Raw genomic sequence first — 13,317 nt, 5'->3', positions numbered from 1 at the left:
GCTGTCAAGCCCCTCGACGTGCGGTTCATCCAGCGGGGGACAGCATCGATTCCACCGCCCACGGAGCCTGCATGAAGCCGCTGCGCAAGAAGGACTACCCCGTCGAGGACGCGCGCCGGTTTCTGGAGCCGGGCCCGATCGTGCTGGTCAGCACGGCCGCGCAGGGCCAGCGCAACCTGATGACGATGGGCTGGCACATGGTGATGGGCTTTTCGCCCTCGCTGGTGGCCACCTACCTGTGGAACGAGAACCACAGCTTCGCCCTGGCCCGGGACAGCGGCGAATGCGTGATCAACGTGCCAGGGGTGGAACTGCTGGATACGGTGGTGGACATCGGCAACTGCAGCGGCCGCGACCTCGACAAGTTCGCCCACTTCGGCCTGGATGCACTGCCAGCGCGCGACGTGGCCGCCCCGCTGGTGGGCCAGTGCCATTCCTGCTTCGAATGCCGTTTGTACGATGACAGCCAGGTAGCGTCGAACAATCTTTTCATCTGGCAGATCGTGCGCGCGCACGTAGCACCGCGACCGAAGCTGCCGCGCACCCTCCACTACCGCGGTGATGGCCAGTTCATGGTGTCCGGCGCCGAAGTCTCGCGTCGACGGCGGTTCAAGCCCGACATGCTGTAATGCCCGCACTCCCCAGCCCGCAGGACCTTGCCGCATGACCGAACACCTGACCGACCTGGACGCCGCCATTGATTGGCTGTTCGCGCGCGTGGACGGGCCGTTGCGGGTGGGTGCGCCGCTGGCGCTGGGCAAGCCGCACCGGCTGCTCAATGCCTTGTACGCACGCGTGGCCAGCGATCCCTCGCGGCCGCTGGAACTGTACACAGCGCTGTCGCTGAACCCGCCCAAGGCGCGGGGCGATGGTCTGGAAGCGCGCTTCATGGCGCCATTCGTGCAGCGTCATTTCGGCGAGGATTTCCCGCGCCTGGCCTATGCCGATGCCATCACCCGCGATGCACTGCCAGCGCATGTGCAGGTGGAAGAGTTCTACATGCAGTCCGGTGCCCTGCTGGGCTCGCGCCAGGCGCAGTCCAGCTACACCAGCCTGAACTACACGCACGCCGCCGATGCCGTGGCGCAGCGCGCGCCGCAGGTGATCGTGCAGAAGGTGGCGATGCGCCCGGATGATCGCCGGCTGTCGTTGTCATGCAACAACGACATCACCCAGGACACACTGGATGCCATTGCCGCACGCGGCCTGCCGCGCCCGTTGCTGATCGCCGAGATCGATCCGCAGCTGCCCTATCTGGGCGGTTCGGCCACGGTGGATGTGTCCTTCTTCGACCTGGTGATCACCCCGCCGCCGCCCTACCCCGCACTGTTCGGCCTGCCGCGGCAGCCGGTGGCCGACGCCGACTACGCCATCGGCCTGTATGCCAGCACCCTGGTACGCGATGGCGGCACGTTGCAGATCGGCATCGGCACCCTGGCCGATGCACTCAGCCACGCGCTGGTGCTGCGCCACACCGACAACGCGCGTTACCGCCGCGTGCTGCATGCGCTGGACCCGCAGCTGGCCAGCCACCCGCTGGTACAGGAAATCGGTGGCCTGGAGCCGTTCGAGGTCGGCCTGTATGGCTGCAGCGAGATGCTCAACGAAGGCTTCCGTCGGCTGGTGCAGACCGGGGTCATCAAGCGCAAGGTGCACGACGATCTGGCCCTGATGCAGCGCATCGAGAACGGCAGCACGCTGTCGATCGACCATGCCACGCTGGCCGCCGAAGGTGAGTTCCTGCACGGCGCGTTCTACCTGGGTTCGCCGGAATTCTATGAATGGCTGCGCACGCTGCCCGAAGACGAATGCCGCGCCATCGGCATGCGCCGCATCAGCGAGATCAACCAGTTGTACGGTGGCAACGAAACGCTGGAGCGCCTGCAGCGCCGCCACGCGCGCTTCTTCAATTCCTGCATGATGGCCACCGCACTGGGCGCCGCCGTGTCCGACGCGCTGGACGATGGGCGCGTGGTCTCCGGCGTGGGTGGTCAGTACAACTTCGTGGCCATGGCCCATGCCTTGCCGGAAGCGCGCAGCATGCTGATGTTCCGCGCCGCGCGCGATGAGAAGGGCCAGCGTGCCTCGAACGTGCGCTGGAACTACGGTCACACCACCATTCCACGGCACCTGCGCGATATCTATCTGAACGAGTACGGCATTGCCGATCTGCGCGGGTTGACCGACGCGGACTGCGTGCAGGCCATGACCGCGATCACCGAGGCACCGTTCCAGGAGGGTCTGCTGCAGCAGGCGCACGCCGCGCGCAAGCTGCGCACAGCGCAGCAACCGGATCCGCAGCGCCTGCAACGCAACACACCGGCGGCGCTGGCCGCGGCATTGGCGCCGTTCCGCAGCGATGGCACCCTGCCCGACTACCCGCTGGGCAGCGACTTCAACGAGATCGAACAGGTGCTGGTGAAGGCACTGGGGTGGTTGAAGGCCAACACGCAGACTCGCGGCGCGACCCTGCGCACGGCGTGGGCTGCGCTGCGCCAGCCCGTCGGTGACGGCGATGCGGTGTATCTGCAGCGCATGGGCCTGCAGGCGCCGAAGGATTTTGGCGAACGATTGAACGCGCGGCTGCTGAGGCTGGCGTTGGCGCGCACCGCGTAATCGCGCTCATGGTGGCGCCGGGCCATGCCGGGCGGACAAGCATCAGTGCCAACCAAGGTTGGCACCTACCAGAGCACGACGGTTGGCACCTACCAGAGCGGCGCAGCGTGGCGACACGCTATGCTGTGCCGATGAACGACGATTCCCGATACCTGCACGACCTGCAACAGCGCCAGGCCGCAGGCGAAGACCTGCGCTACCTGTGTTTCTGGGGCCACCAGCCGCCGCGCAGCGGTGTGTCTGCGTCCTGCTTCAGCCAGTGGTACGACGCCGGCTTCGACATCGATGGCGTGCACTACCGCACCGCCGAGCACTACATGATGGCCGGCAAGGCGCGCCTGTTCGGCGCCAGCGCGCTGCTCGACAAGATCATCGCCAGCGCCACGCCGGACAAGGCCAAGGCGCTGGGCCGCCAGATCGAAGGCTTCGATGAAGCGCGCTGGATACAGGCACGCTACGACCTGGTGGTGGCCGGCAACCGTGCCAAGTTCAGCCAGAACCCGGAACTGGGCGCCTTCCTGCGTGCCACTGCGGGCTGGGTGCTGGTGGAAGCCAGCCCGGTGGACTTCATCTGGGGCATTGGCCTGGCCAAGGACCACGCCGACGCGCACAACCCGGCGCAGTGGCGCGGATTGAACCTGCTGGGGTTTGCGCTGATGGATGTGCGCGAGGCGATGTAGCGCTCATCCACGCATGGCGTGGATCTACTGCTGGCGGTTCAGGGCATCGGGGAAATCGAGACGCGCGATCGCCGGATGTTCCCGATGCTCTGCCTGCCAGAGGTCGCAGAACGAGAAAGGCCGGCTTGCGCCGGCCTTTCCCTTTCCTGCTTCGCGAGGCCGCTTACAGCGCCTTGGCCGCTTCCACCACGTGCGTGGCGGTGATGCCGAAGTGCTGGTACAGCTTGTCGGCCGGGGCCGAGGCGCCGAAGGTGTCGATGCCGATCACCGCACCGTCCAGGCCGACGAACTGGCGCCAGAAACCGGTCACGCCGGCTTCCACCGCCACGCGCTTGCGCACGGCGTTGGGCAGCACCGACTCACGGTAGGCCGCATCCTGGCGCAGGAACACGTCGGTGGACGGCATGGAAACCACGCGGGTCTTCAGGCCGGCGGCATCCAGCTGGGCCTTGGCTTCGGTGGCCAGCGACACTTCCGAACCGGTGGCGATCAGGATCACGTCCGGGGTGCCGGCGGCATCGGCCAGCACGTAGCCGCCGCGTTCGATCTGTGCGATCTGCTCGGCGTTGCGCGGCTGGTGCGGCAGGTTCTGGCGGCTGAACACCAGGCAGCTCGGACCGTCCTGACGGGTGATCGCGGCCTTCCAGCTAACCGCCGATTCCACCGCATCGCACGGACGCCACACATCGTTGTTCGGGATGTAGCGCAGCGAGGCCAGGTGTTCCACCGGCTGGTGGGTCGGGCCGTCTTCGCCCAGGCCGATCGAGTCGTGGGTATAGACGTGGATGGCATGGGCCGGGATCAGCGCGCTCATGCGCACACCGTTGCGGGCGTAGTCGCTGAACACCAGGAAGGTGGCGTCGAACGGAATGAAGCCGCCGTGCAGGGCCAGGCCATTGGCAATGGCGGTCATGCCGAACTCGCGCACGCCGTAGTACACGTAGTTGGCGTTGGCGTCGTCGCTGGCGACCGACTTGCTGCCCTTCCACAGGGTCAGGTTGGAGTGCGCCAGGTCAGCCGAACCGCCGACGATCTCCGGCAGCAGCGGGGCGAAGGCTTCGATGGCCAGCTGCGAGGCCTTGCGCGAAGCGATCGTCGGGCCTTCGGCGGCCACCTGGGCGATGTAGGCATCGGCCTTGGCGACGAAATCGGCCGGCAGTTCACCATGCGAACGGCGGGTCAGTTCGGCGGCTTCGGCCGGGAACTGCGCGGCGTACTTGTCGAACTGCTGTTCCCATTCGGCCTGGCGCAGGGTGCCGGTACCGCCAGCACGCCAGCCGGCGTAGATTTCTTCGGGAATCTCGAAGGGGCCGTAGTTCCAGCCCAGCTGCTTGCGGGTGGCTTCCAGTTCGTCCTTGCCCAGCGGCGCGCCGTGGCTGGATTCCTTGCCGGCCTTGTTGGGCGAACCGAAACCGATGGTGGTGCGGCAGCAGATCAGGGTCGGCTTGTCGTCCTGCGACAGGGCCGCTTCGATGCCGGCCTTGATGCTTTCCGGATCGTGGCCATCGACATCGCGCACCACGTTCCAGCCGTAGGCCTCGAAACGCTCGGGGGTGTTGTCGGTGAACCAGCCTTCGACGTTGCCGTCGATGGAGATGTGGTTGTTGTCCCAGAAGCAGACCAGCTTGTGCAGGCCCCAGGTGCCGGCCAGCGAAGCGGCTTCATGCGACACGCCTTCCATCAGGCAGCCATCGCCCATGAACACCCAGGTGCGGTGATCGACGATTTCCAGCTCCGGGCGGTTGAAGCGCTGTGCCAGCAGCTTCTCGGCCAGGGCGAAGCCCACGGCGTTGGCGAAACCCTGGCCCAGCGGGCCGGTGGTGGTTTCCACGCCCGGGGTCTCGTGGCGTTCCGGGTGGCCGGCGGTGTGGCTGCCGAGCTGGCGGAACTGCTTGAGCTGTTCGATCGGCAGGTCGTACCCGCTCAGGTGCAGCAGGGCGTACTGCAGCATCGAGCCGTGGCCGTTGGACAGCACGAAGCGGTCACGGTTGAACCACTGGGGGTTGTTCGGGTTGTGCCGGAGATAGTCGTTCCAGAGGACTTCGGCGATATCGGCCATGCCCATGGGCATGCCGGGATGGCCGGACTTTGCGGTTTCAACCGCATCGGCGGCAAGGAAGCGGATGGCGTTGGCCAACTGGCGACGGGTAGGCTGCGTCATGGTTCTGTCGGAATCGGGAGGCGGCCGCGGACGTGCGGGCCCCCCATTGTCCCACAGACCCGGGGCCGGGTTCAGGCGTAGGGCCAGATCCCTTGCCAGTGAAAGGGATCTGGCCCCGCCAACCGCTTACTTCGGCGCGGCGGCCTCGATCACGGCGCACATCGACTTCTTCTGGAAGTCCTCGCCGGTGGCGTAGGTGGCCGGGGTGGTCTTGGTCACGGTGATCTTGGACCCCTTGCCCTCGGCCTCGATCAGCACGTTCCACGGCAGGGTGGTCTGGCCGCCATTGAACTGGACGTTCTGCTCCATGGTGAGCATGCCCAGGTCCTTGTCCACGGTGGCCACCTTCAGGCCCGACTTCACGCCCTCGATCTGGATGCGCTTGAGCGCGTCAGCCGGAGTCGCGTTGGGCACCACATCCCAGGTCGTGAAGGTACGCCCGGCGAAGAAGCTGCCGGTCTTGGTGTAGTTGGTTTCACAGGCCTTCTGGGCGCTGGCATCGAAGGCCAGCAGGCCCAGAGCGGCGACCATCACGTACGAAATCCTCATTTCTGCTCCCGTTCGCACGGCGCCAATCCCGACGCCTTCCATGCGTCGGGATAGTATCCATGGCATTCAGGGGGCGTTCAATCGCGCGACGCAGCCGGCTCCGGGCCGTCGTGCGCTTCGCCCTTGGCCACCAGGGTGGTCAGGGCCAGGTCGCCGGTCACGTTCAGGGCGGTACGGCACATGTCCAGGAAGTGGTTCACGCCCAGGATCAGGCCGATGCCCAGCGGGTTCACCCCGACCATGGCACAGATCATGGCGACCACCGGCAGCGAGCCCGACGGCACGCCCGCCGTACCGATACCGCCGAGGATGCACACGGCCATGACCATGATCTGCTGGCCGATGCTCAGGTCCACGCCGAAGAACTGGGCCAGGAAGATCACCGTCACGCCCTCGAACAGCGCGGTGCCGTTCTGGTTGGCGGTGGCACCCACGGTCAGCACGAAGCGCGACACGCGCTGCGGCAGGCCCATCTGGTCGGCCACGCGCAGGGCGGTGGGCAGGGTCGCGTTGCTGGAGGCGGTGGAGAACGCCATCACCGTCGCTTCCTGCGTATCGCGGAAGAACGACAGCGGCGAACGCCCCGACAGCCACACGGCGGTGCCGTAGGTCACCACCATGTGCAGGCCCAGGGCCAGTACCACCACGCCCACGTAGGCGCCCAGGCGGATGATCAGCTCGAAGCCGAACAGTGCGGCCAGGTTGAACATGAAGCAGGCCACCGCGTACGGGGCCAGGCGGATGACCAGGTTGATCAGGGTCATCGAGATTTCAAACACGCCTTCGATGGCGCGGCGCAGCGGCGCGACCTTCTCATCGTCGGTCAGCACCATGCCGATGCCGAACATCAGCGCGAAGAACATCAGCGACAGGATGGCGCCGTTGTCCGATGCAGCCTGCAGCACGTTGCTGGGCACGATCGACAGCAGCATGTCCATGCCCTTGGGCGTGCCATGGATGCCGGCGACGATCTCCTTGCTGCGCTCGGCGTTTTCCGAAAGCATCAGCGCGGCGGTCTGCGGATCCACGCCGGCGCCGGGCTTGAGCACGTTCACCAGTACCAGGCCGATGCCCACGGCAATACCGGACAGCAGCACGGTATAGGCCAGGGTCTTCCAGCCGATGCGGCCGAGGGCGCGGATATCGCCCATTTCCGACACACCCATGATGAGTGCCGAGAAGATCAGCGGCACGATCAGCATGAAGATCAGGTTGAGGAACAGGCCCGAGGCGGGCGTGGTGATGTAGTCCATCACCCACTTGGCGCCGGTCTGCAAGCCTTCCACGCTGCCACCCAGGGCGTGCACGACCAGTCCCAGGACCAGGCCGATCGCGAAGCCGATGCCCATCTTCCAGTGCAGGGGCAACTTCTTCTTGCCGGCAGCAGCTGCTGTCATATGCGGGTTCCTCGAAAAATGAATCTACTCTAACAAAGCGCGCAGGCCGCGCTGGTTCAGGGTCGCCGCGTGGGGTACAGCGGCGCCAGTCCAGTGTCGTCGGCGGCCTGCGTAGCCGACCAGTGCGGTCCGTCACGGAAGGCCACCCGCAGTCGCGCCCGCAGCGCCGTCAGTTCACCCTGGCCCCCCCAGCGCGCCTGCTGCAGGTCGAGCAGCACCTGGCGCTGTTCGGCATCGGCCAGGCGTTCGATCACCTGTTCCAACCGATCGACCCCGGCCATGGCGCACAGCTGCGCCTGCACCTGGTCGAAGCCATCGGCGTCCAGGGCACGGCGCAGGTCGGCCGTACTGCCCCCGCCGCGGCGCGGCGTGGAGGCAACCGTGGCCGCCGCCACACCGGCAGGTGCCTGCACCGAGCGCCCACGGCGCCAGCCCCACAGCAGGGTCAGCAGCCACAGCAGCACCAGCCCCACCACGGCGGCCATCCACGGCCAGGCCGGCAGCGCGCGCGCCGTGGCGGCCAGCGCCGTCGGTGCGGCCGGGGCCGCGTCCTGGCCCGGCAGGGCCGATTGCGTATCAATCGGTTGTGGAGCCGGCACCCCGCCGCGCCCGGCCGTGACCGTCAGGCGCAGTTCGGGCAGGCGTGCCTGCTGCGCACTGCCACTGTCTACGTTCCACCAGGCCAGCGTGGGGCCGGGCACCACCAGCTCGCCCGGCGTGCGCGGCACGATCGAATAGCGGCGGGTGATCTTCAGCCGCGGCGTACTGCCGGTGAAGGTTTCATCGTACTGCGCCGGTTCGGCGAACACCTGCGCCGCATTGCCCAGGTCGGGCACCGGCAGATCGGTGAACTGCGCGCGGGTGGCGCCGTTGGCCACGGCTTCGACCACCACGGTGGCGGCCTCACCGGTACGCGCGGTAGTGGGCGCGCTGGTGTAGCGCAGCTGCAGGCCATGCAGCGGCAGCCAGGGCTGTGGAGCCTGCGCCGGTTGTTCGCGCACCTGCAGGGTGCGTTCGGGCGCAGCGGCATTCATGCGGCCATCGCCGCCATTGCCGAAGAAATCGTCGAAGAACCCGCCGGCACTGCGGCCGCTGAAGCGTGCACCAGGCAACCGCAGCGCGCCGCTGCGCTCGGGAATGAGCAGGAAGCGCCGTTCCACCACGTTGTAGCGGCGGCCATTGATCTGGCGCACGTCGGTGCGGTCCTCGCCCACCCGCTGCAGCGAGGCGCCCTGCGGGGTGTCGAGCACCAGTTCGCCCGAAGCCAGCTGCGAAGCGAAGTACAGCCGCACCACCACGCCCACGCTCTGCTGCACGTATGGCGTGTCGTCGTCCACCTCGGTTTCGACGAAGGCTGCGGCATTGCTCTGCGCGGTGGCGACTGCGGCGGCATTCACCTGCAGGGTGAGCGGCACGGTGCGTGCGCCGCCCACCTGTAGCGAGGGCACCTGCAGCACGCCGGTGCGGCGCGGGGTGAGCAGCACCGTGTACACGTCGCGCCGCTGCATGCCGCCATTGCTCCACTGCACCTGGCGGCTGCTGCTCTGTGCGCCCAATGCGAAATCGACGTTCAGCGGCGTGTAGTCGGGCGCGCCCTGGTCGGTTTCCACATTCAGCGTGACCGATTCGCCAGCGGCGATGGTGTCCGGTTCCAGCCACGCGCGGGTCTGTGCCATCGCCGCCAGCGGCAGCCACAACAGCCACAGGGCCAGCGCCGGCAACGCCCACCGTTGATGCCTGCGCTTCATCGCCCTTCCCTCTTTCTGCGTTCGTTTTCCAGCTGGAACTTGGTGCGCAGCAGCGCCCCCGGATCGTCGGGAACGCGGCGCATCCAGGCCTCGACGGCCTGTTGTTCCTCGCGTTGCTGCGGGGTGCGGCCATCGCCGCGGGCGGCGACCTTGCCTTCTTCGCCGGCGCGCTGCGCCTGCTGCAGGGATTGCTGCATGCGCTGGCGCTGCTGTGCATCGGCCTGTGCCTGCGCCTTGGCGTCGGCGGACTGGGGTTGCTGGGGTGCCTGCTGCGAATCGCCCGCGCCGGGATCGCCCTGCTTCGGGTCGGATCTGCCGTCCTGTGCGGGCTGCGGCTGAGCTTGCTGACCTTGCTGACCTTGCTGACCTTGCTGGCCTTGCTGGCCCTGCGAAGGCTTGGACGGCTGCGACGGGTTCTGCGGCTTGGGCGGCTGCTTGCCCTGCCCGTCCTTGCTGCCCGCTGGCGGCTTGCGCTTGCGTGCGGCATCCACCACCGCGCGGTTGGCAACCGCATCGGCCATGCCGGGGTGCTTGGCCAGTGCCCGGTCATAGGCGGCAATGGCACCGTCGTAGTCACCCTGACGGGCCAGTGCATTGCCCAGGTTGTACCAGCCCGCATCGCTGTCGATGCCCTCGAACTTCTGTTGGGCTGCGGCGAAATCGCCGTTGCGATAGGCCTGCACGCCCTCGGCCAGCCGCGCATGCGCGCGCTGGTCGCTGCGTTGCCAGAGGGTGCCCTGCTCTGCAGTGGCGGGCCCGTTCCGCGGCGCGGCCTGCACCTGCCCGGTCAGCGGCAGCAGCCCGACGGCCAGCACGGCGGCCAGCAACGCGCGGCGACGGAACGCGAGCAGCGCCAGCAGCAGGACGGGCGGCAACAGCCAGTAGCCTTCGTCCTGCCACTGCCGGGTCTGGCCTGGGCGGCTCTGCGCCTGGCCGTCGCTGCCATCCAGTACATCCAGCGCCTGCAGGTCGCGATCATCGGCGGCAATGCGCTGGTAGCGGCCGCCACCGGCCGTGGCAACGGCACGCAATCCGGTTTCCTCCAGCGCGGCCTGTGCGATCTGGCCGCTACCATCGCGGTACGCCGCACCACCCGGTGTGCCCAGCCCCAGCACCGACACCCGCAGTCCGAGTGCACGGGCCTGCGCGGCCGCCAGCGCAGCTTCGCCATTGGCCTGGTCGCTGATCAGCAGGATGCCGCCGCGCAGCGCGCCGGTCTGCCGCAGCAACTGGGTGGCCCAGTCAATGCCACGGTCCGCACGCTGGCCGTCGCGCGGCATCACGTCCGGCGCCAATGCATCCAGGTACAGCGCGACGTTGGCCACGTCATCGGTGAGCGGGGCCACCGTATAGGCATCCTCGGCGTACACCACCAGCCCCACCTGGCCGCCCTGTCGTTCCCGCAGCAGCGCGCCGATCTTGGCCCGTGCCTGCAGCAGACGCGACGGTGGCAGATCGGTCGCGGTGATGCGGCTGGACAGATCCAGCACCACGACCAGCGGTGCGCTGGACTGGAACACCGGTTGCGCCTGTTGTCGCCAACTGGGCCCGGCCAGCGCCAGCACCGCCAGCGTCCAGCCCAGCGCGATGGCCCACGGCAATTGCAGGCGCCTGCGCCCTTCGGCGGCCATCAGGTGCGACAGCAGATGCGCATCCACGGCCTGCCGCCAGCCCTCGCTGCGGCGTTGCCGCCAGAGCGAGAGCGCGATGATCAGCGGCAGGGCCAGCAGCGCCCACAGCCAATCAGGCCGCAGGAAATGCAGTGCGTTCCAGTCCAGCGCGGGCAGTGACAACGCCATCATCGGCGGCGCTCCGGCCACAGCCAGGCCAGTGCGCCCAACAGCAGGGCCAGCGCCAGCGGCCAGGCATAGCGTTCATCGCGCGGGCGGGTGCTGGGCCCCCTGCCGGCCACCGGCTCCAGGCGGTCCAGTTCGGCATAGATGCCCACCAGTTCGTCGGTGTCGCGTGCACGGAAGAAGCGGCCACCGGTCTGTTCGGCAATCCGCCGCAGCGTGGCCTCATCCACCGGGTCGCGGTCGGCGGCGATGGGCATGCCGAACAGGCGCATGCTGCCGTCGCCGCCGAAGGCCACGGTGTGCACGCGCACGCCTTCGGCCTTTGCCAGTTCGGCGGCGCGCAGGGGCTCCAGCACACCGGCATTGCTGACACCATCGGTCAGCAGGATCAGCACGCGCTGGCCTTCCGGCTGCGCGCGCAGCCGTTTGACGGCCAGTGCGATGGCATCGCCGATGGCCGTTTCACGGCCCGCCAGGCCCACCACGCTGTCGCGCAGCTGATCACGCACGCTGGCCAGGTCGGCGGTGATCGGCGTGAGTGTGTAGGCACGGTCGCCGAACACCAGCAGGCCCACGCGATCGCCGGCACGCCGGTCAAGGAAATCGGCCAGCACGGCCTTGGCCGCGGTGAGTCGCTCGACCGCCTGCGGGCCCAGCACCATGTCCGGTTCGCTCATGCTGCCGGACACGTCCATCGCCAGCATCATCTGCCGCCCCTGCTGCGGTGGCGTGATCGCTTCGCCCAGTTGCTGCGGCCGCGCCATGGCCACGCACAGCGCGGCCCAGCCCAACCACAGCAGCACGGTGCGCAGCCACGACGCATCCACGCGCCCACCACCGGCCAGGGCCTGCAGTTCGGCGGCGGCATAGGGCACGCGCAGTGCCGCACCGGCAACGGCGCGGCGGGGCCAGAACCGCATCAGCAGCGGCAACGGCAGGGCCAGCAGTGCCAGTGGCCACGCCAGTTGCAGGTCCGGCCAGGGCCAGTAAGCGGCCAGCAGGTTCATCGGCGCCGCTCCTGCAGCAGCTGCAGATAGCGTTGGCGCGCCCAGGTGCGCACGGCGTCCAGTTGCGCCGTCTCTACCTGCGGCCGATACGGTCCTTCGGCCAGCAGGCGGCGCTGCGCGTCGGGCAAGGCGTTCTGCGGGTCAATGCGCGCCCACCAGGCCGCGTCGTGCAGCGCCTCGCTGCCGGGCTGGGCCTGGCGTGCGGCGCGGCGCAGCAGGCTGGCGATCAGCGCCAGTTCGGCCGGTCCGCTGCCCGCGTCCCGCAGCTCCTGGTCGAAGCCGCGCAACCAGCGCTGGCGACGATGGCGGCGCCTGACCCCGATCACCACGATGACAGCCAGCACCAGCACCACCGCAGCCATCACCATCAGCCACCCCGGTGCGGGCGGCCACCAGGCCGGTGCCGGTGGCAGCGCGACGTCACGCAGCGGCAACGCGGCGCTCATGCCGGCACCTCGGTGACCGCCGGCGCCAACCAGGCATCACTGGCGGCATCGGTGGAAAGCAGTTGTACATCAATGCGCCGCGCGGCCAGTTGCCGCTGCAGGGCTTCCACCGGTTCAACGAAATGCGCGCGCCAGTGCGCCTGCACCTCCCTGCGGCGCAGGTCCAGGCTGACCCGCTGCTGTGCCGCCAGGAACTGCAGCGCGGCCGACGGCGGCTGCGATTCCAGCGGATCCACCAGCAGCAGCAAGGTCACGTCATGGTGCTGGGCAAGCGCACCCCAGCGTGCGAGCGCAATGCGCAGGGCCTGCTGCGGATCGGCCAGCACCAGCAACCGCGCACCCGGACGCAGCACGCGGCTGGCGTGATCGAGCGCGCGCTCCAGGCCCAGATCATCGGCAGGCGGCTGCGCATACCAGCGAGTGAGTGCGTCCAGCACCCGCAGTACACCGCGCGGCCCACCGGCCGGCGCCACGGGTGGCTCGCGGTCGCTGCCACGTAACGCGCCGATGCGGTCGCCGCGACGCTGTGCGGACCACGCCGCAATGGCGCCGGCGCGGGCGGCCTGCACCGACTTGAAGCGCACGCGCGTGCCGAAGTACAGCGCCGGTGCGGTATCGGCCACGATCAGCGTGACCCGTTCGCGCTCGGCCTGGAACAGTTTCGTATGCGCGCGACCGCTGCGGGCGGTCACACGCCAGTCGATATGGCGCGCATCATCGCCGGGCACGTACTCGCGCGATTCTGCGTATTCCATGCCACGGCCACGCAGCGGTGACGGCGCCTGCCCGGCAAGGCCGGTGCGGCCACGACGGGGTGCGGGTGGGCGCTGCGCCAGACCGCGCAGCGCCACCAGCTCGGCCAACTGCGGTCGCAGGCCGTCACCGGCACTGGGCGTGGAGGGATCGGACATGCGCAG

At 68.6% G+C, this 13,317-nt stretch carries 11 protein-coding genes; 3 read left to right on the top strand and 8 right to left on the bottom strand.

Annotated elements, in window-relative coordinates; all coding sequences use genetic code 11:
* Window positions 1–71 precede the first annotated feature (71 nt).
* The 3 genes from AC06FA_RS05925 to AC06FA_RS05915 all read left to right on the top strand — a co-directional run bounded on the left by AC06FA_RS05925 (window position 72) and on the right by AC06FA_RS05915 (window position 3,296).
* Window positions 72–629: a flavin reductase family protein gene (locus AC06FA_RS05925; protein ID WP_478067497.1), complete on the top strand. Its 558-nt coding sequence runs from the start codon at window positions 72–74 to the stop codon at window positions 627–629.
* A 34-nt stretch (window positions 630–663) separates the two neighbouring features.
* Entirely contained in the window at window positions 664–2,616 is a 1,953-nt protein-coding gene (locus tag AC06FA_RS05920) for an acetyl-CoA hydrolase/transferase C-terminal domain-containing protein (RefSeq protein ID WP_478067496.1), read from the top strand.
* 131 nt (window positions 2,617–2,747) lie between these two features.
* The gene (locus tag AC06FA_RS05915; protein WP_478067495.1) at window positions 2,748–3,296 is read left to right on the top strand and encodes an NADAR family protein; all 549 of its coding nucleotides are present in this window, start codon (window positions 2,748–2,750) and stop codon (window positions 3,294–3,296) included.
* Between the two features lie 163 nt (window positions 3,297–3,459).
* Here AC06FA_RS05915 and tkt read toward each other — a convergent pair whose 3' ends face one another.
* The 8 genes from tkt to AC06FA_RS05875 all read right to left on the bottom strand — a co-directional run bounded on the left by tkt (window position 3,460) and on the right by AC06FA_RS05875 (window position 13,311).
* Entirely contained in the window at window positions 3,460–5,457 is a 1,998-nt protein-coding gene (tkt, locus tag AC06FA_RS05910) for a transketolase (protein ID WP_478067494.1), read from the bottom strand.
* Window positions 5,458–5,583: 126 nt separating this feature from the next.
* Window positions 5,584–6,006, bottom strand: a complete 423-nt coding sequence (locus tag AC06FA_RS05905) for a hypothetical protein (protein WP_233614725.1) — start codon at window positions 6,004–6,006, stop codon at window positions 5,584–5,586.
* Between the two features lie 77 nt (window positions 6,007–6,083).
* A complete protein-coding gene (locus AC06FA_RS05900) occupies window positions 6,084–7,403 on the bottom strand; it encodes a dicarboxylate/amino acid:cation symporter (protein WP_478067493.1) in 1,320 nt (439 codons plus the stop codon).
* 56 nt (window positions 7,404–7,459) lie between these two features.
* Window positions 7,460–9,151, bottom strand: a complete 1,692-nt coding sequence (locus AC06FA_RS05895) for a BatD family protein (protein ID WP_478067491.1) — start codon at window positions 9,149–9,151, stop codon at window positions 7,460–7,462.
* Window positions 9,148–10,953: a tetratricopeptide repeat protein gene (locus AC06FA_RS05890; protein WP_478067490.1), complete on the bottom strand. Its 1,806-nt coding sequence runs from the start codon at window positions 10,951–10,953 to the stop codon at window positions 9,148–9,150. Before AC06FA_RS05890 ends, AC06FA_RS05895 begins: the two co-directional genes overlap by 4 nt.
* Window positions 10,950–11,954 carry a vWA domain-containing protein gene (locus tag AC06FA_RS05885; RefSeq protein WP_478067489.1) on the bottom strand — a complete coding sequence of 335 codons (1,005 nt, stop codon included), beginning with the start codon at window positions 11,952–11,954 and terminating at the stop codon, window positions 10,950–10,952. Before AC06FA_RS05885 ends, AC06FA_RS05890 begins: the two co-directional genes overlap by 4 nt.
* Window positions 11,951–12,400, bottom strand: a complete 450-nt coding sequence (locus AC06FA_RS05880) for a DUF4381 family protein (RefSeq protein ID WP_478067488.1) — start codon at window positions 12,398–12,400, stop codon at window positions 11,951–11,953. Before AC06FA_RS05880 ends, AC06FA_RS05885 begins: the two co-directional genes overlap by 4 nt.
* A complete protein-coding gene (locus AC06FA_RS05875) occupies window positions 12,397–13,311 on the bottom strand; it encodes a DUF58 domain-containing protein (protein WP_478067487.1) in 915 nt (304 codons plus the stop codon). The genes AC06FA_RS05880 and AC06FA_RS05875 overlap by 4 nt, the downstream gene beginning before the upstream one ends.
* Between the last annotated feature and the right edge of the window lie 6 nt (window positions 13,312–13,317).

The sequence above is a fragment of the Stenotrophomonas sp. Steno-C17 genome (assembly GCF_056393165.1).
The sequence above is the reverse complement of the archived record's forward strand: the minus strand, read 5'-3'. Positions and strand labels throughout refer to the sequence as shown.